This window comes from Lysobacter silvisoli, from assembly GCF_003382365.1.
GTDB classification, from domain to species: Bacteria; Pseudomonadota; Gammaproteobacteria; order Xanthomonadales; family Xanthomonadaceae; genus Lysobacter; species Lysobacter silvisoli.
In genome coordinates this window covers 404,131-429,473 of sequence record NZ_QTSU01000002.1, presented here as the reverse complement: position 1 = coordinate 429,473, position 25,343 = coordinate 404,131, and the positions used below count along the sequence as shown (strand labels likewise).

Sequence of the window (25,343 nt, the reverse complement as noted above, 5' to 3'; positions counted from 1 at the left end):
GACCGCGACCACACAACTACGACGACACCGCCGCTGCATTTGCAGGTTCGGGTCGCGGCTCACGCCGCTCCTACCCCAAAGCCAAAGATGGGTTGCGCAAAGGAAAAGGGCGCGGCTTGCGCCGCGCCCTTCGCGTGTTGCTATGCAGCCGGAATCAGCGACGGATCTGCACGCTGATGCTGTCGCTGTTGTTGCTGACGACCGGGTCCGGGGTCTGCGCGCTGACGGTCGCGTCGAACACCAGGGCGCTGCCCACGGCCGGACGTTCCGGCACGACCACGGCCAGCGCGAACCACTGGGTACCGCGGTTCAGGTGGCTGCTGCGGTTGCACTCGGCGCGGAAGCCGGTGGGCACCGCGGTGCGGGCGCAGGTCCAGCCGGCCGGCGCGGCCACGGCCGCGGCGGACACCGCGACGTTGCCGGTCAGCACCAGCTTGGGCTGGGCGGCGGCGTCCGGGCCGGCGTTGGTCACCGGCACCAGGAAGGTCGCGATGGCGCCCTTGCGCACCGGCAGCGCGCCGCCGGCGATCTGCACCGACAGGTCGGCCAGGGTGGTGACGACCACTTCGGCCGAGGCCTGGTTGTCGCCGTTGGCCGGATCGCGGGTCTGCGACTGCGCCGCCACCGCCATGCGCAGCGGGGTGCCGCTGGCCAGGACCGGCAAGGTCACGCTGAGCGAGAACGAGGCGGAGGCCTGCGAAGCCAGGGCCGGCACTGTGCACGAGACCGTGGTGGTGGCGGCGTCCTGCACCGGCGCGGCGCAGGTCCAGCCGGCCGGCGCGGTCGCGACCGGCGCCACCAGGGCGTCGAACACGAAGGCCACGGCGGCGTGATCGGCTTCGCTGGGACCGTGGTTGACCACGGTGGCCGTGTAAGTCGCCGTTTGGCCGGCGCGGGCGCTGGCCGGGGTCGCGGCGGCGGTCACCGCCAGGTCGGCGCTGCGGAAGGCCGGCACGGTCAGGGTCAGGCGCACCGGGTCGTGGTCGGACACGCGCAGCGGCTGGCTGGCGTCGCCGAAGCGGAACACGCCGAAGTCGGCGTTGATGCGGGCGTGGTCGACCGCCAAGCCGACGTTGTCCATCACCAGCGCTTCGTTGACCAGCACGTGATCCAGGGTCTGCGCGTTGCCTTCGAACACGTAGGAATAGCGCTGCGCCGGGTCGGCGATCAGCTGCGAACCGTCGACGAAGATCGAGGTCAGCGGGCTGTCGACGTAGGTCAGCACCTGGTCTTCCGGCGCTTCCTCGCCCTTGATGATGCCCAGCACGTCGGTGTAGCCGTCGTTGAACTCGAACGCGTTGAAGTCGCCGACCAGCACGATCTTCTCGCTCGGGTTGGTCTGCTGCAGTTGCTCGATCAGGCCGGCCAGGTAGGCCGCCTGCGCGCCGCGCTTGGCGCGCACGCGCGCACCCTCGGTGGCCCAGCCGCTGCCGCCCGGGGCGACATCGTCGATGCCGTTGAGCGAGCGCAGGTGGTTGGCGATCACCGTGATCGGGTACGAAGCGCCGTTGTCCTGGTGCACGATCGCGCGCAGCAGCAGCGGCGGGCGGTCGTTGAGCAGGGCGGTGCTGCCGTTGGGGTTGGCGAAGGTGGCGGTCTTGCCGTACTGCACCACCTCGACCACTTCCACGCGCGGCTGGGCGCCGCTGTCGCGGGTGGCGACCAGGAAGCCGACGTTGATGCCGCCCGGATCGTTGCCCGAGACCAGGTAGGGCACGTAGCCCGGAGCGCTGGCGCAGCTGCTGTTGATGCGGTCGGCCAGGCGGCCCAGGATGCTGACGTTCTCGACTTCGACCACGCCCAGGATGTCGGGCGTCTTCAGGTACTGGCAGATCGCGGCCGAGGTCTTGCCCAGGCGCTTCTCCACCGCTTCGGGCTTCAGCGTCGGCGCGCCGTTGCTCTCGGCGATTTCGTCGAAGAAGCGCAGCAGGTTGAAGCCGCCGATGGTGATGTCTTCGTAACCGGCGTCGGCCACCGCTTCGGGCTGCTTGCCGCCGGCGAAGGTCGGCGGGGTGGCGGTGTCGGGCAGCAGCGCCCAGGTGCCGGCGAAGTAGTCCAGCACGCCGAGCAGGCCGGAGATCTGCGCCTGGCCGTCGACCGACAGCGCGGCGGCGCCGATCTGGCCGCGGCTGCGCACCATCAGGCGTTCCTGGTTGGTGTCGAAGCGCGGCGGGTTCTTGCCGGCCGGGATCGGAATGGTGTCCATGATGCCGATGCCCGGCTCGCGGAACGGCACGGCCACCTCGGGCAGGCGCACGTAGAACACGCCGTCGCTGGACGAGTTGGCGTCGTCCTCGTCGATGCTGCCGTCCGAACCGGAGACCGCCACGGACTGGGCCACGCTCACGCGCATCGCTTCCAGGCGTTCCAGCGTGCCCGGGGTGGCGTTGGCGCCGAGTTCGGCCGAGGTCAGCTCGATCGCGGCGGGCAGGGCCACGCCGGTTTCCAGCAGTTCCACCGTCGGCGAAACCAGTTCGGTGATGCTGAGCTGGTTCGGGTTCGAGGCCGGAGTGAATTCGTCGACCTTGGCGGTCACGCGCACGCGGTTGCCCACGGCGGCGCTGGCCGGCGGCGCGGCGCCGGTGAACACGAACACCGCGTCGGAGGTGTTCGGGTCGCCGTCGTCGTTGGCGCTCTGCAGGAAGAAGCCGTTGTTGAACTTGCGCGCGGTGACGATGCCTTCGGTCACCACCAGCTTGTCGTCGTAGGCCGACAGCAGGCCGCTGCCCTGGATCTGGGCGATGGTCAGCGCGACCGGCGGGTCCGGCGGCTGCGGCGGCGTGGTGCCGGTGTTGCGCGGCGTCGGCGCACCGGTGCTGAAGTCGGCGCTGTTGTTGCCGGTGTCGGTGGCGCCGTCGTTCTTGCGCAGCGCCGCCGTGGAGTTGGTCAGCGTCGCGGTGGGCGCGGTCTCGGAGCAGTTGGCGGCGGTGCCGTAGCCGACGAAGTCGACCACGGTGGCGCCGCCGACCGGGCAGGCGCCGCTCAGCGAGGTGTTGTTGTTGACCAGCGCGACCTTGCCGGCGGTGCCGGCCATGGCCAGGGTGCCGGTCGCGTCGGGCGTGGGCAGGTCGACGGTGCCGCCGGCGCCGTCGGCCTGCTTGATCAGGTAGTAGCCGCCGGCGGGAATGCTGCCGGTGAGCGGCGTGCGTGCCCACGTGGTGCCTGCGGAGGATGCGTACTGCACGCTCCATCCGCTCAGGTCCACCGGCGTGGCGCCGTTGTTGCGCAATTCGATGAAGTCGCTCTTCAGCGTGGCGCCGGAATTGCCGCCTCCGCCGTATACCTGGCTGATCACGACCTGCGCCTGGGCGCCGCCTGAGATCAGGAAAGCCAAAGCCACGGCCGCGCAGCGGCCTACGAACTTGTCCATGTTGTTCCCCGTTGGATGCCGCCCGCCGAAGGTCCCCCAGGAATTCATCCTGACGCGGGCAGGCAGGATTGTGCCTCAATCGTCACAAAACGGCATTTCAAAGGCATGACCGCATACCATACGGTCATAGGGGTCCACCGTCCGGACCGCGGGCGCTGCGGTACCCTTGGCGCCCCCGCTAGAGAACCCTAATGACCGTCGAGAAGAACCAGCGCGAACTGGAGACCGGTATCCACACCGATCTGCAGGGCCGGATCACCTATGCCGGCTACCTGCAACTGGACCGGCTGTTGTCGGCGCAGCACGGCCGCTCCGATCCGCCGCACCACGACGAAATGCTGTTCATCGTTCAGCACCAGGTCTCGGAGCTGTGGATGAAGCTGGTCATCCACGAGCTCAGCGCCGCGCTGGAGCACCTGCGCCGCGACCAGGTCTGGCAGTGCCAGAAGGTGCTGGCGCGCTGCAAGCAGGTGTTCCGCCAGCTCACCGAGCAATGGTCGGTGCTGGAGACGCTGACGCCGTCGGAATACATGGGATTCCGCGACACCCTGGGCCCGTCGTCGGGCTTCCAGTCGCTGCAGTACCGCACCATCGAATTCATGCTGGGCAACAAGAACGCCGGCATGCTGCGCGTGTTTGCGCACGATCCGGCCGCGCAGACCGAGCTGGAGCGCGTGCTCGCCGCGCCCAGCCTGTACGACGAATTCCTGATGTACCTGTCGCGCTTCGGCCACGACATCCCGGCCGTGCACTTGCAGCGCGACTGGCGCGAGCCGCACGTGGCCGATGCCGCGCTGCAGCCGGTGTTCGAGCGCATCTACGAAAACACCGACCGCTATTGGCGCGAGTACGCGCTATGCGAGGACCTGGTGGACGTGGAAACGCAGTTCCAGCTGTGGCGCTTCCGCCACATGCGCACGGTGCTGCGCATCATCGGCTTCAAGCGCGGCACCGGCGGTTCCAGCGGCGTGGGCTTTTTGAAACAGGCGCTGGAGCTGACCTTCTTCCCCGAGCTGTTCGAAGTGCGCACCAGCATCGGCCCGGGCGGCACCGCGCCGCCGGCGTGAGCGCGCGCCTGCACGAGTGCGTGGGCGCGCTGCTCGTGCGCGAGGGCCGCGTCCTATTGGGGCGGCGTTGTCCGCAACGCGAATTCCTGGCCGGGTCCTGGGACGTGATCGGCGGCCATGTCGAAGCCGGCGAAAGCTGCGAACAGGCGCTGGCGCGCGAGCTGGGCGAAGAACTGGACGTGGTGCCGACGCGCTGGCAGGCGCTGGACTGCCCGGAAGGCACTGAGCCGGAACCCTGGCGGCTGCAGCTGTACGCGGTCACCGCCTGGCGCGGCGAGCCGCGCAACGCCCGGCCGGACGAGCACGACGAACTGCGCTGGTGCGCGCTGGACGAAGCCGTGGCCCACCTGGGGCCGGCGCATCCGGGTTTCGCCGCGGCGCTGGCGCGAGCGCTGGCGATCGGCGCCGGTTGAGCGCAGCCGGCTAGCTCGGGCATGGCCAGCGGCGGGATTCGGCAAATCCGCGCCCCGTTCAGGCCAAAACGGACGGCACAAGAAGCGTGCTGCTGCATTGCAGCAATACCCCGCCGTCTTCACAAAGGTTTGACGCCACCGGCAGCAGTCGGTAAATCTCCCCGATCCCGTGCCGTCGGCGTGGGCAATTCCATTCAGTTTCGACACACGGGGGACACCGCATGAGCGGAGCCGCAAGCACCGAGGGTCACGCACCCATTCCGGAATTCAAGCAGGTCCTGGGGCATCCCAAGCCTCTGTGGATGCTGTTCATGTCGGAATTCTGGGAGCGCTTCGCGTTCTACGGCATCCGCTGGGCGATGGTGCTCTACATCGTGGCGCAGTTCCACGGCGGCGACGCCGGCTTCCAGAAGCCCGCCAGCGAGCTCTACGGCGCCTACCTGGCCCTGGTCTACGCCTCGGCCATCTTCGGCGGCTACATCGCCGACAAGCTGATCGGTTATCAGCGTTCGATTTTGCTCGGTGCCTTGATCATGGCCACCGGCCTGTTCCTGCTGGCCTCGCCGACCGAGCAGATGTTCAAGCTGGGCCTGGCCACGATCATCGTCGGCAACGGCCTGTTCAAGCCGATCATCTCGACCATGGTCGGCAAGCTCTACCTGCAGGGCGACGAGCGCCGCGACTCGGGCTTCACCATCTTCTACATGGGCATCAACCTGGGCGCGTTCCTGGCCCCGCTGCTGACCCAGTACCTGGCGCAGAAGGTGTTCGGCGTCAACGGCACCCCGGCCTACAAGGTGGTGTTCATCGCCTCGGGCATCGGCATGGTGCTGAGCCTGATCTGGTTCTGGTTCGGCCGTTCCCAGCTCAAGGGCATCGGCCTGCCGCCGCCGGACAAGACCGGCCTGACCCGCAGCGTGCTGGTGCTGGCGGGCGCGGCGTTGATCGCGATCCCGGTGTTCTACTTCCTGCTGACCATCAATGCGATGGTGCTGCAGTACATCCTGATCGCGCTGTTGATCGTGCCGGCGATCATGCTGGTGGTCGAGGGCGTCCGCGAGGGCAAGGTCTCGCGCGACAAGGTGATCGCGATGCTGATCATCCTGACCTTCAACGTGTTCTTCTGGTGCTTCTTCGAGCAGGCCGGCAGTTCCTTCAACTTCCTCGCCGACAACATCGTCGATCGCAACATCGGCTTCGAAGGCTTGTTCATGGCCCTGGCCGGCGAGCCCTCGTTCCCGGTGTCGTGGTTCCAGAGCGTGAACTCGGTGGCCATCATCACCCTGGCCCCGATCATCGCCTGGATCTGGATCCGCATGGGTCGGGCCAATCCTTCGATCCCGCGCAAGTTCGGCCTGGGCCTGATCTTCAACGGCCTTGCGTTCCTGCTGCTGATGTTCGCGCTGATCAACCTGATCGCGCCGGACACCGGCAAGATTCCGTTCTGGACGCTGTTCGCGGTGTACTGGATCCAGTCGGTGGGCGAGCTGTGCCTGTCGCCGATCGGCCTGTCGATGGTGACCAAGCTGGCGCCGGTGCGCCTGACCGGTTTCGCCATGGGTGCGTGGTTCCTGTCGATCGCGATCGGCAACAACCTCGCCGGCATCTTCGCCGGCCAGGCCAGCGGCGAGACCGGCATGACCACGGCCTCGGCCCTGGCTGCCTACACCACCGGCTTCTACATCCTGGCCGGCGCGGGGGTGCTGCTGTTCCTGATCGCACCGCTGATCAACCGGCTGATGCACGGCGTCAAATAAAGGCGCCGCCGCCATCGGTTTTCAAAGCGCGCGCCACGGTCGGTCACCCCGGCCGTGGCGTCGCCGCATCTGACGTCCCGAATTCATAGAGCGTACCCGCATGAGCACCAGCAAACACGTCGAACCCGAATTCATTCCGCCGCCGCCCGGCGAACTCGTCGGCCACCCGCGCGCGCTGTGGATGCTGTTCGGCGCCGAACTGTGGGAACGCTTCGCCTACTACGGCATGCGCGCGCTGCTGGCCGTGTACGTGGCCAGCACTTTCTTCAGCCTGCTGCCGGAAGGCGAGGCGCGCGCGCAGGCCAGCCTGACCTACGGCGCCTACACCGCGCTGATCTACGCCACCGGCCTGTTCGGCGGCTTCGTCGCCGACCGCTACCTGGGTTACCGCCCCTCGATCATGCTCGGCGGCGTGATCATGGCCGTGGGCCTGTTCCTGCTGATGATCCCGCAGTTGAACTGGTTCCTGGTGGGCCTGGCGGTGATCGTGGTCGGCAACGGCCTGTTCAAGCCCAACATCTCGGCCATGGTCGGGCGGCTGTATCCGCCCAACGACCCGCGCCGCGATTCGGGCTTCACCATCTTCTACATGGGCATCAACGTCGGCGGCGCGCTCGCGCCGCTGGTGTGCGGCACCATCATCGGCAAGTACTACGGCTACCGCTGGGGCTTCTGCGCGGCCGGCGTGGGCATGATCTTCGGCCTGATGATGTTCCACTGGATGCGCGGCCAGCTCGGCCGCATCGGCGAATCGCCGGCGCCCGAGCGCAACGCCTCGCGCCTGTTCAAGGTGCTGCTGGGCTGCGCGCTGTCGGTGCCGGTGGTGTACCTGATGCTCAGCCGCACCCAGATCGTGGGCTACATCCTGCTGGCGATGATGATCGGCCTGACCATCTACTTCGTCGGCGGCAGCCTGCGCAGCGGCGACAAGATCCAGATGCACCGCTACATCGCCATGCTGCTGCTGTTCCTGGCCAAGATCCTGTTCTGGGGCATGTTCGAGCAGGCCGGCACCTCGCTGAACTTCTTCGCCAAGGACCACGTCGACGCGCCGTTCGACTTCACCCTGTTCCAGTCGGCGAACTCGGTGTTCATCATCCTGCTGGCGCCGCTGTTCGCCTGGGCCTGGCCGCGCCTGGACGCGCGCAACTGGAATCCCTCTGTGCCGCGCAAGTTCGCGCTGGCGCTGGTGCTGGTGGCGATCGGCTTCACCGTGCTGGTGGCCGGCATCGCGACCATGGCCGACGGCAACGGCCGCATTCCCTGGGAGCTGCTGATCCTGGCCTATCTGTTCAACACCATGGGCGAGTTGTGCCTGTCGCCGATCGGCCTGTCGATGGTGTCCAAGCTGGCCGCACCCAAGGACACCGGCATGGCCATGGGCGCCTGGTTCCTGTGCTCGGCCATCGGCAACTACGTGGCCGGTCTGGTCGCGGCGGTGGCGTCCGGCGGCGACCTGGGCGGGTTGGCGCAGTACTCGGTTACCTATACGCACATCGCATATGCCGGCTTCGGCATGGGCGCGGCGTTCCTGCTGTTCGCGCCGTTCATCAATAAGTTGATGCATGGGGTGAAGTGAGGACGATATGAAGGCCGCGCAACCGTAGTGCAGTGGATAACCGATGAGCGCGCCGGGGTCAGTCATCTATACCTGGCGCGCGGTTTGATTTCGGTCACGGCGGTATCGGTGGAGTTTCACGTACTGAGCGAGGTCTAGTCCGCATTGCCTACGGGAGGGCTCATGCGCATCGTGCTGTTGCTCGGCTTGCTGTTGGCGTGTGCCGCAGCGTCAGGGCAGGCCAGGGAGCCGGTCATCGGTTTGCCTTGCGAAGGCTGCGAGGCCGTCTTTGACGGTCTGCCGGCGCAGCTCAGCTCGCGGGCGCGCATCGCGCCCAAGTCCGAACCCGGCGCGCCCATGGTGGTGGTCGGGCGGGTCCTGGATGCCGCAGGACGGCCGCGTGCCGGCGTGGTGGTCTATGCCTACCAGACCAACAGCCAGGGCGTGTATCCGCAATCGCCGTCGGTGCGCGACCCGGAGACGCGCCGGCAGGGCACGCTGCGCGCCTGGGTGCGCAGCGACGCCGCCGGTCGCTACGCCTTCGACACCATCCGCCCCGGCAGCTATCCGGGCGAGGACGTGCCCGAGCACATCCATATGCACGTGATCGAGCCGGGTTGCTCGACCTACTACCTCGACGACATCATGTTCGCCGACGATCCCAAGCTCACGCGCAAGCAGCGCGACAGCCTGGTGCGCGAGCGCGGCGGCGACGGCGTGTCCACGCCGGCCAGGAAAGACGGCGTGTGGTACGTGACCCGCGATATCCACCTGGGGCGCAACATTCCGGGCCATCGCGCCTGCGCTGCGCCGAACCGGTGATCGCCAGTCGGGCCGGCGGCCCGGATTCGGGTAGGCTCTGCGCATCCGTTGTTTAGCCCTGTTTGGCCGTCAGCCATGCTCTTGACCGTAGGCCGTTACTTCGACCCCTGGGAAGCGCACATCCTGCGCGCCCGCCTGGAAGCCGAGGGCATTCCTGCCAGCGTGGCCCGCGCCACGTTCCCGACCGGCGCCTCGCGCCTGAGCTGCGGCGCCTGCGGTCACCGCTGGTGGTACGGCGACTGAGGGCGGGCGGCGATGTCGGAACCGGAAATCTACTGCCCCTGCTGCGCCTGGTGGCCCGGCGGTGCCGATCGTTGGGAGTGCACCCGCAACGGCTGCGGCACGCAATGGAACACCTTCTGGACGCGCGGGGTCTGCCCCGGCTGCGGCCATCAGTGGCGCAACACCGCCTGTTTGCGCTGCGGGGAGTTTTCCCCGCATTCGAGCTGGTATCACTATCCCGATCCCCAGGAGAGCGAGGCGCCGGAACAAACGCGGATCGTGCAGGCGGGAAGCTAACCCCGGACCGTTGGGTGAGCCGTTTTGGACTTGCGCCTGTCGTCACTTCTTTTGGGGGTCCCATGTACCGTCTGATCCATACCCTGGCTCTGCTCTGCGCACTCGTCGTGCCGTCCTTGGCCCTGGCCACCGCCCAGATTCCGGACGTGTTGCTCATCGACGGCAAGGAGCATGCGCTCAACACCAATCCCCTGGATGCGCATCTGCAGGCCAAAGGCTGGACGCCTCCGAAGGAGGGACTGATTTCGTCGGCCAACTGGCGCGGCTACGTTGCCCGCTGGGCGGTCGCCGATGGACAGCTGCTGCTGAAGGACGTGACCATCATGGTCGAGGCCAAGGACGAGGAGATGGCCCGCAAGAGCATCCTGGCCGACCTGTTCCCGGGCAAGACCCAGATCGTCGCCGACTGGTACACCGGTGCGTTGATCGTGCCCGATGGGAAGATGATTCACTACGTGCACATGGGCTATGGCTCCACCTACGACCACTATCAGGTGCTGCGGGTCTCGTCCGGCCGCGTGATCGAGCAGCTGTCGATGAGCGGCGAGGAGTTCAAGCAATATCGTGCGCGTAAGTTCGAGGCGTTCAAGCAGACCGACGAGTTCAAGAAGGCCTACGCGGAGTTGAAGCGCGACAGTCAGAGCCTGAGCGAGGAGCAGATGCTGGGCTTCATGGCCAGCTTCTTCGCCGAGCGGTATTTGGCGCTGTAGGGTCCTGCCCATAGACGGGCATCGGGGGTAAGCGGTGCGTGCATACGTCGGAAAACATCTGCTTTGGATTGCATGCGCCTTGTTCGCGGCGACGGGCTGTGCTGCTTTCCGAGGGGAAGCCCCTCCCAACGACTTTGCCTTGCAGTGGCGAGCGCAATCCGCTGAGCTCTTCTTCTACGATCCCGATGGCCGGCCGATCTCGGCCTTTCAGTCGAACTTGGTCGGGCTGCCGGGCTACTTGTTCACCGAAGAAGGCGGCGTCAGGTTGCACCCCGGCGAGCATTGGATTCAATTTCGTTGTCCTCAGTACGATGGTGTCAACGTCTCGCATTGGCTGCCGATGGTGAAAGCACGATTCGAGACGGGGCGCGCCTATGAATTGCATTGCGATGGCTCTCAGCCGGTGATTCGCGAGCGAATTAGAACGGATGACATGAAAGAGCGCGACTAGCGGTGAAATGTTGCTTGCGCAAGGCGGCGAGAGATCCTCAGGAGTTGCATGCCATGGAAGAACACCGTGAAACGGATGCCAACGAGTTCGACTGGTTCGCGCGCGACCGCGAAGGCCGGCTGGGCTTGTTCTCCACCGCCGGCGACGGGCCGATTCCCGCTTCAGCGAGGCAATCGGCCGTCGCGCACGAAGTGGTGGGCGAGCTCATCGAGATCAGGGACTGGGGCTCCGCAGCGGTGTGGCAGAGCTATGCCCGCGCAGGCTTGTATGCCTACGACTGGTCCCAGAGCGAGGCCTGCTACGTGCGGGTCGAGAAGCCCGAGTCGGCCATGTCGCCGGTGCTGCAAAGGGCGGTGGAGGCCATTCCTGGTCTGCCCGAACTGGATCTGTCGTTCGAGCAAGCCCAAGCGGTCGCTGGGGATGGGCCGGATTTCAGCGAGGACTGCTCGCTGGCGGCGACGGAGCAGGAGCGGCAGCGCGACGCGCTGGCTTCAAGATCGTCGAAGCGGATACTGATCAAGCTGATCTTGGCCCTGGCAGCATTGCCGGTGTCGCTGCTGTTGGTCCGATTGAGCGGGTATTTCTTCGTGCCGTTCCTGATCGCATTGCCGCTGGCGGTCTTGTACTGGCTGGACCTGGGGCAGGCGCTGCGCAACGATGGCTCCGGTGGCCGGCTGCGGTGGATGCTGGGCATCGTTATGGGTGTGCCGCAAGCCCTGCTGGGTCTGTGTTGCGTCGTTGCCGGCATCGCCATCCTGGTCTGGCTGGTCTACAACACCTTCATCGAAAGGCAGCCCGAGTATCGAAGCAATCCGGGCGGTTGGTTGTTCGCTCCCATTTTGGTGCTGGCGGGAGTGGGCTGGTTGTTCAGCGCGTTCCGCGGCGACAAGCCGGGCGACAGGCCCTAACGGCGCGGCGCATCCATTCGCTGCACGCGCGCGGCCTTACCGAGGCGCGTCACGAGAAATCGACGGCGGCCAAGCCTGGTCCCTGTGGATGCACATCACCCTGCGCAAGTGGGACGGATAAGGCGTCTGCTTCAGGCGCGCGCGTGCCCGCGCACGAACGCGGCCGCCAGGCGCAGCGCATCTACGCCCTCGCGATCGCCGCGCAAGGCGCTTACCAGCCGCGCGGGCGTGGTGCCGGTCCAGCGGCCGAGGTCGTGGGTGGCGTGGGCCTGGTCGGTGTAGCCCAGGCGGGCGGCGGCGTCGGCGATGGCGGCGCGTTCTTCGTCCAGGACGCGCAGCAGGCCCTGCAGGCGGCGCACGCGGGCGTATTCCTTGGCGCTCATGCCCACGGCGGCGAGGAAGCGCGATTGCAGGCTGCGCAGGCTCAGGCCGACGGCGGCGGCGAGGTCGGCGATGCGCAGGTCGCCGTCCTGGCGGTCGAGCAGGTCGACCGCGTGTTCGATGGCGCGGTCGGGCGCGGTGGCGCGCGTCGCGAGCAGTTGCCATAGCGGCGCAGCTCGGTCTTCGCGGACGAAGCCATGCGCCGCTTCGGCGAAGGCGCGCGCGAACGCGGGGTCGATCTCGCCCAGGTCGGGAATCGCGTCGCGCAGCGCCGGCAGCCGCGCGCCGGCGACCAGGCCGGAGGCGGCCGGGGTCAGTCGCACGCCCAGGCAATGCACGGGGCCGGTGGCTTGCAGCCGGATCGGCCCCAGCTGCTGGCCGGCGAACAGTAGAGCGGCCTGGGTCTCGATCCGGCCGTCGCCGCGGTGCAGGCGCATGGGCGCGCCGAAGTGCGCGATCAGTTCGCAGCGGCCGTCGGCGTAGACGGTCTGGATGCCGGCATCCGGGGCCGGGTCGCGCAGCACCCAGACGCACTGCACCTGGCGACGCAGTTCGGGCGGGGCGGGGTGCTCGGCGTAGTCCATGACACCATCAAAGCGCGGCCCTGCGCGTTTTTACAAGCCGGCGGCGGCGGGGCGCCGCTAGCGTGGCGTCCGTCATCCATCAGCAGGGGATTGCCATGAAGTGCATTGCGACCGGAGTGGGGCTGGGTCTGTGTCTGTGGTCGGCTGGCGCCTGCGCCGGCGACGGTTTGGATTGGCTGGCCGGGCAGTGGTGCAGCCAGGCGGGGGAGGAGCGCATCGAGGAGAGCTGGCTGCCGTTCGCCGACGGGCGCAGCTACGGCGTCTCGCGCACCCTGCGCGGCGGGCGGGTCAGCGGTTTCGAGTTCCTGCGCATCGAGCCGGTGGACGGGGTGGCGACCTACCTGGCGCAGCCGGGCGGGCGTGCGGCCACGGCGTTCAAGCGCACGACGGGTGGCGAAGGCTGGGTGCGGTTCGAGAACTCGGCGCACGACTTTCCGCGGCGCATCGAGTACCGGCGCGAAGGGGAACGGCTGCGCGCGGAGATCGCGGGACCGGGGCGCGACGGCAAGGAGATGCGGATTCCGTTCGAGTACGCGCGCTGTAAGGGTGCACCCACCCCGTAAAGGTTGAACCTAGTAAGGGTTGAAACCCCGTAAGAGCGCTGAGTCCTCCCCGCTATTCCGGAGCAAGCCGGAACCCGGCATCCTCCCGTCATTCCGGCGTAAGCCGGAACCCATGTTGCGGTTGCTTTTGCATGCCTGCGCGAATCCGTGCCGAGCGCAAAGTCAAAATGGGTTCCGGCTTACGCCGGAGTGACGGGGTAGGGCTTCCGCCGGAATGACGGCGTAAAGGCCGTGGCTGGGTTCGGCTACTTCGCAGCCGGTAGCTCCGCCTCGGCGCGGATCTCCAGCTCGTCCAGGCGGTCGAGCAGGCGGAACAGCAGGCCGCGCTCGGTGGCGTCGATCCCGTCGAGCAGGCGGCGCTCGAAGGCCAGGGCCAGCGGCGCGACCTCGTCGTAGATCTTGTAGCCGTCGGGCGAGAGCTGCAGCACCGAGCGGCGGCGGTCGTCGTCGTGGGTCTCGCGCTCCAGCCGGCCGGCTTCGGTCAGGCGGGCCACGGCGCGGCTGACCGCGACCTTGTCCATGGCGGTGCGCTGGGCGACCTCGTTGGCCGACAGACCGGGGTAGCGGCCGAGCACCGCCATGACCCGCCATTCGGTGATGCTTAGGGCGAAGCGCTCCGAATAGACCCGCGCGATCGCCCCGGAGACCCGGTTGGACAGCACCGACAGGCGGTAGGGCAGGAAATGCTCGAGGTCGAGTTCGGCGTGGCGGGGCTTGTTCATGTTGCGGTGTACCTTGCCGGCATTGGTTTCATATGAAACTATAAGGGTTTCGCAACAGGCCGTCCGTCGCCGGTGCGGCCGCTACCCGGGAACAATGCCATGAATGCGCAGCCCAACCTCGGCATGCAGGTCACCACCTTCGAAAATCCGCTGGGCATCGACGGCTTCGAGTTCGTCGAATTCGCCGCCCCGGCCGGTCGGGGCGGGATGCTGCACGACTATTTCCGCAAGCTCGGCTTCACCGCCGTGCTGCGCCACAAGCAGCGCCCGATCACGGTCTACCGTCAGGGCGGGGTGAACTTCCTGGTCAACGAGGACCCGGACAGCTTCGCCGCCGAGTTCGCGGCCAAGCACGGGCCCAGCGCCTGCGGCTTCGCCATCCGCTTCAAGCAGCCGGCCGCCACCGTGTTCGACACCGTGGTCGGCAACGGCGGCGAAGCGGTGACCGAGAAGGCCGGCAGCAAGGCCGTGGATGCGCCGGTGGTCAAGGGCATCGGCGACTGCATGCTGTACCTGGTGGACCGCTACGGCGCCGCCGGCTCGGTGTACGCGGACGACTACGTGGCCATCGAGGGCGCCGAGCCCAACCCGACGGGCTTCGGTCTGACCTTCATCGACCACCTCACCCACAACCTCTACTTCGGCAACATGCAGAAGTGGTCGGACTACTACGAGCGGCTGTTCAACTTCCGCGAGATCCGCTACTTCGACATCAAGGGCGCCAAGACCGGCCTGGTGTCGAAGGCGATGACCGCGCCGGACGGCATCGTGCGCATTCCGCTGAACGAGTCCAGCGACCCGAAGTCGCAGATCAACGAGTACCTGGACGCCTACAACGGCGAAGGCATCCAGCACATCGCCTGCTTCACCGACAACATCTACGACACGGTCGAGGCGATGCGCGCGCAGGGCGTCGAATTCCTGGACACGCCGGAGACCTATTTCGAGGTGATCGACCAGCGCGTTCCCAACCATGGCGAGGATGTGGCGCGCCTGGCCAGGAACAAGATCCTGATCGATGCCGATCCGGAAACCCATCAGCGCAAGCTGCTGCAGATCTTCACCCAGAACGCGATCGGCCCGATCTTCTTCGAGATCATCCAGCGCAAGGGCAACGAAGGCTTCGGCGAGGGCAACTTCCAGGCGCTGTTCGAGAGCATCGAGCGCGACCAGATGCGCCGCGGCGTGCTGTAAGGTTTCGCGCAGACGCACCCTCACCCCAACCCCTCTCCCGCAAGCGGGCGAGGGGCTACCGAGCGCAATCGAATGAACACCGCCAACGACCGCGACAACGTGATTCCGATGCCCGAGCAGCAAGCCCAGCGCGCGGACGCGCGCGGCTACATGAGCGGCTTCGGCAACGAATTCGCCACGCAGGTCTATGCGGGGGTGCTGCCCGAGGGGCAGAACTCGCCGCAGCGGGCGGCGTTCGGGTTGTATGCCGAGCAGCTCAGCGGTACCGCCTTCACCGCGCCGCGCGCGGAGAACCGGCGCAGCTGGCTGTACCGCATCCGTCCCGCGGCGATGCACGGCGCGTTCGCGCCGTATGCGCAGCCGCGCCTGCACAGCGAGTTCGAGCGTGGTGCGGTGTCGCCCGACCAGCTGCGCTGGGATCCGTTGCCGTTGCCGGAAACGCCGGTGGACTTCGTCGACGGCCTGTACACCATGGCCGGCAACGGCTCGCCCGCCGCGCAGCACGGCGTGGGCGTGCATCTGTATGCAGCCAATCGTTCGATGGACGGGCGCTACTTCTACGACGCCGACGGCGAGCTGCTGATCGTGCCGCAGCTGGGCCGCCTGCGCCTGGCCACCGAGCTGGGCGTGCTGGACGTGGAGCCGCAGGAGATCGCGGTGATCCCGCGCGGCGTGCGCTTCCGCGTGGAGCTGCCCGACGGCGCATCGCGCGGCTATGTGTGCGAGAACTTCGGCGCGCTGATGCGCCTGCCGGACCTGGGTCCGATCGGCGCCAACGGCCTGGCCAATCCGCGCGACTTCCTGACCCCGAATGCGAGCTACGAGGACGTGGAAGGCGAGTTCGAACTGATCGCCAAGTTCCAGGGCCACCTGTGGCGCGCCGACATCGGCCATTCGCCGCTGGACGTGGTGGGTTGGCACGGCAACTACGCGCCGTACAAGTACGACCTGCGCCGCTTCAACACCATCGGCTCGATCAGCTTCGACCATCCCGATCCGTCGATCTTCACCGTGCTGACCTCGCCCAGCGACACGCCCGGCACGGCCAACATGGACTTCGTGATCTTCCCGCCGCGCTGGCTGGTGGCGCAGCACACCTTCCGCCCGCCGTGGTTCCACCGCAACGTGGCCAGCGAGTTCATGGGCTTGATCCATGGCGCCTACGACGCCAAGGCCGAGGGCTTCGTGCCGGGCGGCGCCTCGCTGCACAACTGCATGACCGGTCACGGCCCGGACGCGGAGACCTTCGAGAAGGCTTCGCACGCGGACTTGAGCCAGGCGCACGTGATCGCCGACACCATGGCCTTCATGTTCGAAACCCGCGCGGTGATCCGCCCGACCGCGCAGGCCTTCGACGCGGCGCACCGCCAGCGCGGCTATCAGGCTTGTTGGGCCGGACTGCGCAAGCATTTCTCGCCGCCGTCGGCCTGAACGAACCGCCGCGGCGCTTCGCGCGCCGTTCACGCGCGGCCGCTAGGCTGCGCGCGTCCTGTCTACCGCCGGATGACGACGATGCGCAATGCGATGCGACCGTGGCTACTGACGTTCCCCGTGCTGTTGGCCCTGGCGGCCTGCGGCGAGCGCGCGCCAGCGCCCGCCGGCCCCACCGCCGCCGACCCGCCGCCGGCGTCGTCGCCGCCGGCCGACCAGCCGCCCGAAGACGTGCCGCCGGCCACCGCGCCCGCGCCGCTGCAACCGGTGGCCGGTGCGATGACCCGCATGGACGGCTACGGCGACCTGCGCCTGGGCATGAGCACCGACGAGGCCAAGCAGGCCTGGGGCGGCGAGCTCAACGGCAAGCCCAGCGACGATCCGGCCGCCTGCTACTACCTGTGGCCCAAGAGCGCCAAGCTGCCGCGCGATTTCGCCCTGATGATCGAGGCCGGCAAGTTCGTGCGCTACGACGTGGGCACCGCGAATGAGGCCGCACCCGGCGGCGGCAAGGTCGGCATGGACGAGGCGGCGCTGCGCGCGCTGTACCGCGACGGGCTGGAGGAAACGCCGCACAAGTACGTCGAGGGCGGCAAAGTGCTGTCCATCGCCGCCAGCGGCGTGGCGCCGTCCAAGCTGGTGTTCGAGCTGGACGCGGCCGGCAAGGTCACGGCCTGGCGGGTGGGTCTGCTGCCGCAGGCGGATTACGTCGAGGGTTGTTCCTAAGCGTAGGTGCGCGGGCTTGGGGGCGAATCGGCAGACAAGCCTCTTCCTCATTGCTCGGGCTTACCCCCGTCATTCCGGCGAAAGCCGGAACCCATTTTGACGTTGCTTTCGGCTCCCGCGGCCATCAGCCGCGAAGATCAACAGGGGTTCCGGCTTTCGCCGGAATGACGGGGCGTGGAGGGCGGCACAGAGCCGCTCCGCACCTCGGGCTGGACGCGCAGGCCCGCGCTCGGCATAGAATCGGGCGTCGATCGCTAGGGGAATAGCCATGCTCGAAGCCGTGGGCTTGTTCGTGCTGGGTCTGCTGCTGCTGGCGCTGGGCGGCGACTCCATCCTCAAGGGCGCCTCCGGGCTGGCTCAGCGCTTCGGCCTGTCGCCCTTCGCCACCGGCCTGGTGCTGGTGGCCTTCGGCACCTCGCTGCCGGAACTGGCGGTCAATCTGCACGCGGTGCTGCGCGGCGAGCAGAGCCTGGCGCTGGGCAACGCGGTGGGCAGCAACGTGATCAACTTCGGCCTGACCCTGGGCCTGGCGGCGATGGCCGCGCCGCTGCTGGTGCGCTGGCGCTCGCTGGCGCCGCTGCTGCTGGTGCTGATCCTGGGCACCGCGGCGGTGATCGTGCTGGGCCTGGACGGCGTGCTCAGCCGCGCCGAGGGCGCGGGCCTGGTGATCGCCTTCGTCGCGGTAGTGGCCTACGCCGCCGCGCGCGCCCGCCGCGAGGCGCCGGAGCTGCAGGACGCGATCGCCGCGTTCGCGCGCACCCGCACCGACCTGTGGCTGAACCTGCTGCGCTTCGCCATCGCCGCGGTGCTGCTGTACTACGGCTCCAAGTTCGTGGTCGGCGCCGCGCCGCGCTTCGGCGCCGCGCTGGGCCTGACCCCGCTGCTGACCGGCTTGCTGCCGGTAGCCATCGGCACCGCGCTGCCCGAGGCCGCCGCGGCGGTGCTCGCCGCGCGCCGCCGCCAGGGCGACATCGTGGTCGGCCACGTGATCGGCTCCAGCCTGTTCAACCTGCTGATCGTGGTCGGCGGCATGGCGGCCTGGAACGCGGTGGCGCTGCCGGCCTCGTTCGTGCGCTTCGAACTGCCGGCGGCGATCGCCTTCGCGCTGATGCTGTACCCGATGCTGCGCGGCGACCTGCGGGTCAGCCGCGGCGAAGGCGCGGTGCTGCTGGTGGCGCTGCTGGCCTGGATCGGCTTCGAGCTGGCGCTGCTGACGCGCTGAGGCCCCTCGGGCGCGCCGTGCTCACGGCGCGCGCCGATATACTGGTCGCATGAGCGCTCCCGTTCCTTCGACGCCCCAGCGCCCGCTGTCCACGCGTGCGCTGCGCCGGCTCAGCGAGTTCTTCCGCCTGGAGGCCGCGGGCGGCCTGATCCTGATCGGCGCCGCGGTGCTGGCGCTGATCGCGGCCAACTCGCCCTTGCACGAGGCCTACGAGGGCTTCCGGCAGATGCCGGTGCAGGTGCGCGTGGGCGCGCTGGACATCGCCAAGCCGGCGCTGTTGTGGATCAACGACGGCCTGATGGCCATCTTCTTCCTGCTGGTGGCGCTGGAGATCAAGCGCGAGATGCTCAGCGGCCAGCTTGCCGGCCGCGACCAGCTGATCCTGCCGCTGGTCTGCGCCACGGCCGGCGTGGCGGTGCCGGCGCTGTTGTTCTATGCGATGAACCGCGGCGACGCCGAGGCCATGCGCGGCTGGGCCGTGCCCACCGCCACCGACATCGCCTTCGCCCTGGGCGTGCTGGCGCTGCTGGGCTCGCGCGTGCCGGCGGCGATGAAGCTGCTGCTGTCCACCATCGCGGTGATCGACGACCTGATCGCGATCCTGATCATCGCCCTGTTCTATTCGCATGGCCTGTCGGCCACCGCGCTGATCTGGGCGGCGGTGGCCTTGGCCGGCATGTGGCTGCTCAACCGCCGCGGCGTGACCGCGCTGGCGCCGTACCTGCTGCTGGGCGTGGTGCTGTGGGTGTGCGTGCTCAAGTCCGGCGTGCACGCGACCCTGGCCGGCGTGGCGACGGGACTGATGATTCCGCATACCGGCAAGGGCGCGGCCGCCGCCGACGCTCATTCCCCGCTGGAAACGCTGGAGCACGCGCTGCACCCCTGGGTGGCCTACGCGATCCTGCCGCTGTTCGCCTTCGCCAACGCCGGCCTGGTGCTGGGCGGCCTGACCCTGGGAGACATGCTCACGCCGTTGCCGGTGGGCATCGTGCTGGGCCTGGTGCTGGGCAAGCCGATCGGCATCGTCGGCGTGGCGCTGCTGCTGCGTGCGCTGGGTTGGGTAAAGCTGCCGCCGGGCCTGGACCTGCGCGCGATGCTGGGCCTGGGCCTGATGTGCGGTATCGGCTTCACCATGAGTTTGTTCATCGCCTCGCTGGCCTATCAGGACCCGATGCGTTACGACGAGGCGGTGCTGGGCGTGCTGGCCGCGTCGCTGATTTCGGCGGTGCTGGGCTATGTGTGGTTGCGTGCGGTGCTGCCTGCGCCGACGGCAGGACGCGGCTGATGCGGCATGCCTTGGTGTTCGGGGCCAGCGGCCAGATCGGCCAGCCCCTGCTGGGCCGCTTGCGCCGCGATGGCTGGTGGATCACCGCGGTCTCGCGCGAGGAGCAGAACGACGCGCCGGGTCTGCACTGGCTGCGCGGCGATTTCGCCCAATTGCCCGAGCTGCCTGCGCGCGTGGAGGCGATCTTCAGTTGCGGCCCCTTGGACGGTTTCGCGAACTGGTATGCGCGCTCGCGCCTGCCGGCATCGCGGATCGTCGCATTCGGCTCGACCAGCGTGGACACCAAGCGCGGCTCCTCCGATCCTGAGGAGCGCGACGTGGCCACGCGCCTGCGCGAGGCCGAAGCGCTGCTGTACGCCGAAGCCGCCGAGCGCGACGCCGCCGTCACCGTGTTGCGGCCGACCCTGGTCTATGGCGCCGGCCGCGACGCCACCTTGTCGCGCATCGCCGAGATGGCGCAGCGCTGGGGCCGTTTCGTGCTGCCGCGCAACGCCACCGGCCTGCGTCAGCCCGTGCACGTGGACGACCTGGCCGCCGCCGCCTTCGCCTGCGTGAGCGCGCCGGTCAGCCACGGCCGCAGCTATGCGCTGCCGGGCGGCGAAACCTTGAGCTATCGCGACATGATCGCGCGCGTGCTGGCGGTGCTGGAGCCGCCGCCGAAGCTGATCGAGCTGCCGTCGCCCTTGTTCAACCTGGCGCTGCTGGCGGCCCAGGCCGGCGGCCATGCCACCGGCCTGGGCGTGGCCGCGGTGCGGCGCATGCGCAACGACCTGGTGTTCGACGACGCGCCCGCGCGCGCGGACTTCGGTTACGCGCCGCGGCCGTTCCGGCCGGAGCGCGCGATGTTCGACAGCCGCTGAGGCCTACAGCTCGAAGTCGCCGGGCTTGGTCTGCACGTTGGCCTGGTAGCCGGCGATGGCCAGGTAGATGCGGCGGCCGTCGCTGAGCTCGAACCCGTAGCCCACCGGCTTGTCGTAGCCGAACCAGGCGGTGGCGTGCTGCACGTCGCTGCCGAACACGCGCGGGTCCAGGCGCACGCCGCGCAGCGGCGAGTTCTTGCCCGGGTCGACTTCCTTCAGGCTGGCGTAGCGCTGCAGCTCGCCGGCCGTGCCCAGCGCGATCAGCGCCAGCGCGTCCACCGCATCGGTGGTGAGCGCCTTGCCGGTGACGCCGGTGGCCTTGTCGCGCCAGCGGGTGATGCCGCCCTGGGCGACGAAGGTGAGTTCGTTCTTGGCGCCGGGACGCAGCACCATGCGGAAACGGTCGGGACGTTCGAGCAGCAGCTCGACCGCGTCGTTGGAGGTGAGCGTGTGCTGCACCTTGCCCTTGGCCGGCGGCGCGTACTGGCTGATGCGGGCGACGATGCGCGCGCTGTAGCCGGTCTTGTCCATGGCCTGGAGCAGGGCGGTGGCCGAACTGGCGGCGTGCAGGGCCAGCGGTGCGAGGCAAGCCAGGCCCAAGGCGGCCAGGCGCAGAGAGAGTTTCATGGCGAGGGTCCGTCCGATGCGAAGAAGGGGGCGACGCGCGCGGCGTCAGCGGCAGGCCATGCGCGCGACCGTGCGCAGCGGCCGCGGCGGCTGCTGCATGGTCGCCGAGCAGCGCGCGGCCAGGTCGGGCGCGTTGGCGCCGATGGTGCGTGCGTTGGCGAGGTCGGCTGGGACGCCGTCCGCGCCGGGCACCAGGCAGCGGCCCGGCAGCAGGTTGGCGCTGAAGGTGCCGGAGGTGCCGGACGCCTCCACCACGACCGGCACGCCGTTGGTGTTGCACAACTCGACCAGACGCATGTTGGGCGACAGGCGCGGCGGTCCGGGCAGGTCGGCCGGCAGGTTCACCGGCGTGTTGCCCGCGCATACGCCCTCGTGCAGCAGTTCGCTGTCGACGGTGCCGGTGATGCGGCTGTTGTTGTGGGTGTAGTCGCGCAGGTTGGTGCGCTGGACGAAGATGCGGGTGCTGCCGTCGAAGCGCGAGGTCGGGATGGTCACCGCGTCGCGATCGATGTCGAAGGTGACGGCGACGTTGTCGGCCGTGGGGTTGAAGGTGAAGCTGTCGGTGTAGGCGCGCACCGTGCGCGGCGGGAAGGCTTCCGGCGCGCTGGTGATGACCATGGTGGGGAAGTGCGCGGCGCAGTCGACGTCGGCGGGGCAGGTCTCCTCCATCAGCAGGTCGTAGGACGCGGTGACGGTGTCGCCGGGACAGTACTGCAGCGGCGTCACCCGGCCCATGCCGTAAAGCGGGCTGCGGTCGAGCCGGCAGCCGGCGATCAGAACGCCGGCGCAAAGCACGGCCACTAGAGCCGCGGAGGGAGTGCGTGTCGTCATGGCGTTGCGTCCTTTCCGGCCAGGGGCGGCCTGCACAGACGATCAACGCAAGTCCGCCGCGCGGGCGGACAGGGCGCGCGCTAAAGCGTTTCCACGGCCGCCGGCGCGCGCGATTTGGCCAGCGCGCGCAGGGCGATGATGAGCACGCCGCCCAGCACCATCGCGCCGCCCAGCAACAGGCGCGGGCCGGGCCGGTCGCCCCAGAACGCGACGCCCAGGCCCATGGCCAGCACCGGCACCAGCAGCAGCCAGGGCGTGACCTGGGCCACCGGATGGCGCTGCACCAGCACGTAGTACAGGCCGTGGCCCAGCAGCGAAGACACGAACGCGGCGTAGCCCACGCCGAACCACGCCACCCAGCTCACCGAATCCAGCGCGGCGATGCCGCCGGGTTCCAGCACCAGGCTGATCGCCAGCAGCGGCAGCACGCTGAACAAGGCGGTCCAGCCTTGCTGGCTGTACACGTCGAGCCCGCGCAGGCCCTTCATCAGCACCGTGCCCAGCGCCAGGAACGCGGCCGAGATCAGCATCAGCAGCAGCGACATGGGCTTGTCGAGCACCAGCGGATCGAAGCCCAGCACCAGCACGCCGGCGAAACTCACCGCGATCGCCGCGCCGGTGCGCCAGGCGAAGCGCTCGCCCAGCACCCACCAGGCCAGCAGCGCGGTCATGGGCACGTAGCTCTGCATCACGATGGCCGGCGAGGACAGGTCGCCGGCCAGCTTCAGCGCGGTGAAGCTCAGGCCGAAATGCAGCACGCCGATGCACAGGCACACCGCGATCAGCCGCGGCCACTGCCCGGGCGTGGGCCGCTTGACCAGGAACGCCAGCGGCAGCGCCAGCGCGGCGAAGCGCAGTCCGGTGAACAGGAACGGCGGGATCTCGCGCAGCGCGTAGGCGGAGGTCAGGAAGTTGATCGCCCAGGACAGGACGATGAGCAGGAGCAGGACGATGTCGCGGACGGGCAGCATGGCGCTAGTGTCGCCGATCCGGCGTCATGCGCCTGTTGCGGTGGCGGAACGTGGGGTTTCCGTTGGTTGGCTTACGGCGTTATTCCGTCGGTCCTTCGAAGGCGGGAACCTAGGGCTTCACCCAGGCATGACGCTGAAGGTCCTGGATCCCCGCTTTCGCGGGGATGACGGTTTCGGGGCCGCGCCGCGATTCCAAGCCTCCGTCGTTCCCGCGAAGGCGGGAACCCAGGGCTTCATCCAGGCATGGGCTCAGAACAGATAGCTCAGCGACACCCTCAGCTCCCGTCCCTGCGCAGGGAAGCCGATGTACGTGCCGCTGGAGTGATACCCATAAGTGCCGTGGTCGTAATAGCTGCGATCGAACAAGTTGCTCACCGCCGCGCCCAGCTTGAGCCGGCGGGCCGCATCCAGCGACCACTCGCCCATCACGTCGGCCACGGTGTAACCGGGCTTGGGCGGCGCGGTCGGGGTGATGTTGTTGTCCTCCGCCTCGACATGGCGCGCGCGCAAGCCGTAGCGGGCGCGCGGCGAGGCCCGCCAGTCGAAGCGCGCGGTCCAGGTGCGGCCGATCGAGGTGCCCAGGCCCAGGTCAGCGTCGTTGAGCGGACGGTCGTTGAAGCGGGTGTCAGAATTCCACACGCCCAGCGCCAATTCGTAGGCATCCCAGCGACGCCCGGCCTCGGCCTCGTAGCCTTCGACCTCGGCGCGCCCGACATTGGCCCAGCGGCCCCATTCGGCGCCGACGTCGCCGGTGTAGACGGCATTGATGTAATCGTCGATGTGCTGGCGGAAGCCGGTGGCGCGCGCGAACCAGCCGTCGCGCTCCCAGGCCACGCCGATCTCGGCGTTGTCGGCGCTTTCGCCTTCCAGGTCGCCGTGGTGCACGTAGAGCGCGCTGAAGAAGGCTTCGCGGATGGTCACGCCGCGGAAGGCGTCGGCGTAGGCCGCGCGCAAGGTCAGGTGCTCGGTGGGCTGCCATTGGATCGAGGCGTTGGGGCTGAAGCGCGCCTGCGAATTGGCCGCGCCCGCGCCCGGGCCGGATGCGACCCGATGGCGGTAGTCGTCCCAGCGCGCGCCGGCCGACACGCGCCATTGTTCCGACGGCGTCCAGGTCGCCTGGCCGTAAGCGCCCAGGACGCTCACCGTCTGCACCGTGCTGGCCCAGAACGGGCGCGGCACCGCCTGCTGGCGCGCGTCGAGCTCGTCGCGGCGGTAGTCCACGCCATAGACCAGTTCCAGCGCCGACCAGCGCGCGGTGTTGCGCAGGTCCAAGCCGTAGCTGGTCTGTTCGCCGCGGCCGTACAGCTGGCCGGTGGTGTTGCGGCGGTTCTGGTAGTCGCTGACGGTGCGGAACAGCGTGGCCTGCACGTCCACGGCCTCGCTGGCCGGATCGTAGCGGTGGTTGTAGCTGGCCGTCTCGCGCGTCATCTCATGGTCGGACAGGATGAAGCGGCCGGCGAAATTGATCATGTGCGGGCGCTCGTAGTAGGTGCCCGTGTCCGACAGGTGTTCCAGCGACAAGTCGGCCGTGTGATCGCCGAAATGACCGGTGAAGCGCGCCTGGCCGCGTTCGTGGCGGTAAGCGGTGGGCGTCACCCGGCGCCCATCGCCGGTGTCGTAGTCGCCGCCGTCCTGCAGTACGTAGGTGGCCATGGCGCCGAAACGGTCGGACCAGCGGCCGAACGCGGAGACCACGGCCTTGTAGCTGTTCTCGCCGTTGAAGCCGCCCGCGCCCTTGACCAGCACGCCAGCGTCGCGCTGCGGGTCGCCGTAGAGGGCGAGCATGTCGAAGGCGTCGCGCGTGGTCACGCGCAGCGCGCCGGTCAGGGCGCCGGGACCGGCGGTGGCCGCGCCGGCGCCGGCATCCAGTTCGATCGACTTCACGAACTCGGGTTCGATCTGCACGCGCGTCTGGTGGTGATACAGCTCGGCCGGCTGCGGCGCGTTGTCAATGGTGACGTTGAGCAGGGTGTCTTCGAAGCCGCGCACGTAGATCTTCTGCGCCACCGGCGCGCCGCCGCCCACGGCTACGCCGGACTGGTTGGACAGCAGGTCGGCGACGTCGCCGGCCTGGGTCAGGTCGATCTCGGCGCGGTCGATGGCGAAGTTGCCGGGTTCGCGTTCGGCGATCACCACCACTTCGTCCAGGTCCGTGGCTTGCGCCCCGGCGGTCTGCGCAGCGGCGACGGCCGGCGCCAGAGTCAGGGCGAACAAGGCAAGACGGAGCGCGCGCGTCAGCGGCGCGGCGGCGATAACGGGGCGCAGCGCGGCGGCGCCCGCTGCGAACGGGCGATCGGGATAAGACATGGGTTGACGTCCTTGAGTGGAAGACGGTGGCAGCGCGCTCGTTGCGGCGTGCGGCGTCTTGCTG

24 protein-coding genes are annotated in these 25,343 nt (G+C 68.7%); 17 read left to right on the top strand and 7 right to left on the bottom strand.

Annotation, left to right across the window (positions count from 1 at the left end; translation table 11 throughout):
- Positions 1 to 154: 154 nt before the first annotated feature.
- Positions 155 to 3,370 carry a lamin tail domain-containing protein gene (locus DX914_RS13095; RefSeq protein WP_158549289.1) on the bottom strand — a complete coding sequence of 1,072 codons (3,216 nt, stop codon included), beginning with the start codon at positions 3,368 to 3,370 and terminating at the stop codon, positions 155 to 157.
- Between the two features lie 191 nt (positions 3,371 to 3,561).
- On the opposite strand from DX914_RS13095, the gene DX914_RS13090 reads away from it, so the two are divergent.
- The 10 genes from DX914_RS13090 to DX914_RS13050 all read left to right on the top strand — a co-directional run bounded on the left by DX914_RS13090 (position 3,562) and on the right by DX914_RS13050 (position 11,575).
- The gene (locus DX914_RS13090) at positions 3,562 to 4,437 is read left to right on the top strand and encodes a tryptophan 2,3-dioxygenase (RefSeq protein ID WP_115859562.1); all 876 of its coding nucleotides are present in this window, start codon (positions 3,562 to 3,564) and stop codon (positions 4,435 to 4,437) included.
- Positions 4,434 to 4,850, top strand: coding sequence for an NUDIX domain-containing protein (locus tag DX914_RS13085; RefSeq protein ID WP_115859561.1), 417 nt, complete (start codon positions 4,434 to 4,436; stop codon positions 4,848 to 4,850). Before DX914_RS13090 ends, DX914_RS13085 begins: the two co-directional genes overlap by 4 nt.
- 221 nt (positions 4,851 to 5,071) lie before the next feature.
- Complete coding sequence (locus DX914_RS13080; RefSeq protein ID WP_115859560.1) at positions 5,072 to 6,607, top strand: peptide MFS transporter; 1,536 nt, start codon at positions 5,072 to 5,074, stop codon at positions 6,605 to 6,607.
- Between the two features lie 100 nt (positions 6,608 to 6,707).
- Positions 6,708 to 8,186, top strand: coding sequence for a peptide MFS transporter (locus DX914_RS13075; protein ID WP_115859559.1), 1,479 nt, complete (start codon positions 6,708 to 6,710; stop codon positions 8,184 to 8,186).
- Positions 8,187 to 8,348: 162 nt separating this feature from the next.
- On the top strand, positions 8,349 to 8,987 hold the full coding sequence (locus DX914_RS13070) for a dioxygenase family protein (RefSeq protein WP_115859558.1): 639 nt from the start codon (positions 8,349 to 8,351) through the stop codon (positions 8,985 to 8,987).
- Positions 8,988 to 9,062: 75 nt separating this feature from the next.
- On the top strand, positions 9,063 to 9,230 hold the full coding sequence (locus DX914_RS20040; protein ID WP_147300667.1) for a DUF2007 domain-containing protein: 168 nt from the start codon (positions 9,063 to 9,065) through the stop codon (positions 9,228 to 9,230).
- 12 nt (positions 9,231 to 9,242) lie between these two features.
- On the top strand, positions 9,243 to 9,506 hold the full coding sequence (locus DX914_RS13065) for a hypothetical protein (RefSeq protein ID WP_115859557.1): 264 nt from the start codon (positions 9,243 to 9,245) through the stop codon (positions 9,504 to 9,506).
- Between the two features lie 62 nt (positions 9,507 to 9,568).
- Positions 9,569 to 10,216, top strand: a complete 648-nt coding sequence (locus tag DX914_RS13060; RefSeq protein WP_196778904.1) for a hypothetical protein — start codon at positions 9,569 to 9,571, stop codon at positions 10,214 to 10,216.
- Positions 10,217 to 10,250: 34 nt separating this feature from the next.
- Positions 10,251 to 10,667 carry a hypothetical protein gene (locus tag DX914_RS13055; RefSeq protein WP_147300666.1) on the top strand — a complete coding sequence of 139 codons (417 nt, stop codon included), beginning with the start codon at positions 10,251 to 10,253 and terminating at the stop codon, positions 10,665 to 10,667.
- Positions 10,668 to 10,720: 53 nt separating this feature from the next.
- Positions 10,721 to 11,575, top strand: a complete 855-nt coding sequence (locus tag DX914_RS13050) for a hypothetical protein (RefSeq protein ID WP_115859555.1) — start codon at positions 10,721 to 10,723, stop codon at positions 11,573 to 11,575.
- Positions 11,576 to 11,706: 131 nt separating this feature from the next.
- Here the strand turns inward: DX914_RS13050 and DX914_RS13045 are convergent, their stop codons facing one another.
- Entirely contained in the window at positions 11,707 to 12,540 is an 834-nt protein-coding gene (locus DX914_RS13045; protein ID WP_115859554.1) for a helix-turn-helix domain-containing protein, read from the bottom strand.
- A gap of 95 nt (positions 12,541 to 12,635) precedes the next feature.
- Here DX914_RS13045 and DX914_RS13040 point away from each other — a divergent pair, with 95 nt between their 5' ends.
- The gene (locus DX914_RS13040; protein ID WP_147300665.1) at positions 12,636 to 13,103 is read left to right on the top strand and encodes a DUF6265 family protein; all 468 of its coding nucleotides are present in this window, start codon (positions 12,636 to 12,638) and stop codon (positions 13,101 to 13,103) included.
- A 245-nt stretch (positions 13,104 to 13,348) separates the two neighbouring features.
- On the opposite strand, the gene DX914_RS13035 is transcribed toward DX914_RS13040, so the two are convergent.
- Positions 13,349 to 13,825, bottom strand: a complete 477-nt coding sequence (locus tag DX914_RS13035) for a MarR family winged helix-turn-helix transcriptional regulator (protein WP_115859552.1) — start codon at positions 13,823 to 13,825, stop codon at positions 13,349 to 13,351.
- A gap of 99 nt (positions 13,826 to 13,924) precedes the next feature.
- On the opposite strand from DX914_RS13035, the gene hppD reads away from it, so the two are divergent.
- The 6 genes from hppD to DX914_RS13005 all read left to right on the top strand — a co-directional run bounded on the left by hppD (position 13,925) and on the right by DX914_RS13005 (position 20,543).
- A complete protein-coding gene (gene hppD / locus DX914_RS13030) occupies positions 13,925 to 15,019 on the top strand; it encodes a 4-hydroxyphenylpyruvate dioxygenase (protein ID WP_115859551.1) in 1,095 nt (364 codons plus the stop codon).
- Positions 15,020 to 15,127: 108 nt separating this feature from the next.
- A complete protein-coding gene (gene hmgA / locus DX914_RS13025; RefSeq protein WP_231118293.1) occupies positions 15,128 to 16,450 on the top strand; it encodes a homogentisate 1,2-dioxygenase in 1,323 nt (440 codons plus the stop codon).
- A gap of 93 nt (positions 16,451 to 16,543) precedes the next feature.
- Positions 16,544 to 17,176 (top strand): lectin, encoded by a 633-nt coding sequence (locus tag DX914_RS13020; RefSeq protein ID WP_115860180.1) that lies wholly within the window; start codon positions 16,544 to 16,546, stop codon positions 17,174 to 17,176.
- 268 nt (positions 17,177 to 17,444) lie between these two features.
- Positions 17,445 to 18,398, top strand: a complete 954-nt coding sequence (locus tag DX914_RS13015; protein WP_115859550.1) for a sodium:calcium antiporter — start codon at positions 17,445 to 17,447, stop codon at positions 18,396 to 18,398.
- Between the two features lie 49 nt (positions 18,399 to 18,447).
- A complete protein-coding gene (gene nhaA / locus DX914_RS13010) occupies positions 18,448 to 19,683 on the top strand; it encodes a Na+/H+ antiporter NhaA (RefSeq protein ID WP_115859549.1) in 1,236 nt (411 codons plus the stop codon).
- Positions 19,683 to 20,543 (top strand): NAD-dependent epimerase/dehydratase family protein, encoded by an 861-nt coding sequence (locus DX914_RS13005; protein WP_115859548.1) that lies wholly within the window; start codon positions 19,683 to 19,685, stop codon positions 20,541 to 20,543. The genes nhaA and DX914_RS13005 overlap by 1 nt, the downstream gene beginning before the upstream one ends.
- Before the next feature lie 3 nt (positions 20,544 to 20,546).
- Here DX914_RS13005 and DX914_RS13000 read toward each other — a convergent pair whose 3' ends face one another.
- The 4 genes from DX914_RS13000 to DX914_RS12985 form a co-directional block, all read right to left on the bottom strand.
- On the bottom strand, positions 20,547 to 21,170 hold the full coding sequence (locus DX914_RS13000) for a hypothetical protein (protein ID WP_115859547.1): 624 nt from the start codon (positions 21,168 to 21,170) through the stop codon (positions 20,547 to 20,549).
- Positions 21,171 to 21,215: 45 nt separating this feature from the next.
- Positions 21,216 to 22,001, bottom strand: coding sequence for a hypothetical protein (locus DX914_RS12995; protein WP_147300664.1), 786 nt, complete (start codon positions 21,999 to 22,001; stop codon positions 21,216 to 21,218).
- A gap of 80 nt (positions 22,002 to 22,081) precedes the next feature.
- On the bottom strand, positions 22,082 to 22,972 hold the full coding sequence (locus DX914_RS12990; protein WP_115859545.1) for a DMT family transporter: 891 nt from the start codon (positions 22,970 to 22,972) through the stop codon (positions 22,082 to 22,084).
- A 249-nt stretch (positions 22,973 to 23,221) separates the two neighbouring features.
- Complete coding sequence (locus DX914_RS12985) at positions 23,222 to 25,279, bottom strand: TonB-dependent receptor (RefSeq protein ID WP_115859544.1); 2,058 nt, start codon at positions 25,277 to 25,279, stop codon at positions 23,222 to 23,224.
- Positions 25,280 to 25,343 lie beyond the last annotated feature (64 nt).

What these genes read in the sequence shown, in the direction of transcription:
- DX914_RS13095 (WP_158549289.1), bottom strand. Translation starts at nt 3,370, where the DNA reads ATGGACAAGTTCGTAGGCCGCTGCGCGGCCGTGGCTTTGGCTTTCCTG.
- DX914_RS13090 (WP_115859562.1), top strand. Translation starts at nt 3,562, where the DNA reads ATGACCGTCGAGAAGAACCAGCGCGAACTGGAGACCGGTATCCACACC.
- DX914_RS13080 (WP_115859560.1), top strand. Translation starts at nt 5,072, where the DNA reads ATGAGCGGAGCCGCAAGCACCGAGGGTCACGCACCCATTCCGGAATTC.
- DX914_RS13075 (WP_115859559.1), top strand. Translation starts at nt 6,708, where the DNA reads ATGAGCACCAGCAAACACGTCGAACCCGAATTCATTCCGCCGCCGCCC.
- DX914_RS13070 (WP_115859558.1), top strand. Translation starts at nt 8,349, where the DNA reads ATGCGCATCGTGCTGTTGCTCGGCTTGCTGTTGGCGTGTGCCGCAGCG.
- DX914_RS20040 (WP_147300667.1), top strand. Translation starts at nt 9,063, where the DNA reads ATGCTCTTGACCGTAGGCCGTTACTTCGACCCCTGGGAAGCGCACATC.
- DX914_RS13065 (WP_115859557.1), top strand. Translation starts at nt 9,243, where the DNA reads ATGTCGGAACCGGAAATCTACTGCCCCTGCTGCGCCTGGTGGCCCGGC.
- DX914_RS13060 (WP_196778904.1), top strand. Translation starts at nt 9,569, where the DNA reads ATGTACCGTCTGATCCATACCCTGGCTCTGCTCTGCGCACTCGTCGTG.
- DX914_RS13050 (WP_115859555.1), top strand. Translation starts at nt 10,721, where the DNA reads ATGGAAGAACACCGTGAAACGGATGCCAACGAGTTCGACTGGTTCGCG.
- DX914_RS13045 (WP_115859554.1), bottom strand. Translation starts at nt 12,540, where the DNA reads ATGGACTACGCCGAGCACCCCGCCCCGCCCGAACTGCGTCGCCAGGTG.
- DX914_RS13040 (WP_147300665.1), top strand. Translation starts at nt 12,636, where the DNA reads ATGAAGTGCATTGCGACCGGAGTGGGGCTGGGTCTGTGTCTGTGGTCG.
- DX914_RS13035 (WP_115859552.1), bottom strand. Translation starts at nt 13,825, where the DNA reads ATGAACAAGCCCCGCCACGCCGAACTCGACCTCGAGCATTTCCTGCCC.
- hppD (WP_115859551.1), top strand. Translation starts at nt 13,925, where the DNA reads ATGAATGCGCAGCCCAACCTCGGCATGCAGGTCACCACCTTCGAAAAT.
- hmgA (WP_231118293.1), top strand. Translation starts at nt 15,128, where the DNA reads ATGCCCGAGCAGCAAGCCCAGCGCGCGGACGCGCGCGGCTACATGAGC.
- DX914_RS13020 (WP_115860180.1), top strand. Translation starts at nt 16,544, where the DNA reads ATGCGACCGTGGCTACTGACGTTCCCCGTGCTGTTGGCCCTGGCGGCC.
- DX914_RS13015 (WP_115859550.1), top strand. Translation starts at nt 17,445, where the DNA reads ATGCTCGAAGCCGTGGGCTTGTTCGTGCTGGGTCTGCTGCTGCTGGCG.
- nhaA (WP_115859549.1), top strand. Translation starts at nt 18,448, where the DNA reads ATGAGCGCTCCCGTTCCTTCGACGCCCCAGCGCCCGCTGTCCACGCGT.
- DX914_RS13005 (WP_115859548.1), top strand. Translation starts at nt 19,683, where the DNA reads ATGCGGCATGCCTTGGTGTTCGGGGCCAGCGGCCAGATCGGCCAGCCC.
- DX914_RS13000 (WP_115859547.1), bottom strand. Translation starts at nt 21,170, where the DNA reads ATGAAACTCTCTCTGCGCCTGGCCGCCTTGGGCCTGGCTTGCCTCGCA.
- DX914_RS12995 (WP_147300664.1), bottom strand. Translation starts at nt 22,001, where the DNA reads ATGACGACACGCACTCCCTCCGCGGCTCTAGTGGCCGTGCTTTGCGCC.
- DX914_RS12990 (WP_115859545.1), bottom strand. Translation starts at nt 22,972, where the DNA reads ATGCTGCCCGTCCGCGACATCGTCCTGCTCCTGCTCATCGTCCTGTCC.
- DX914_RS12985 (WP_115859544.1), bottom strand. Translation starts at nt 25,279, where the DNA reads ATGTCTTATCCCGATCGCCCGTTCGCAGCGGGCGCCGCCGCGCTGCGC.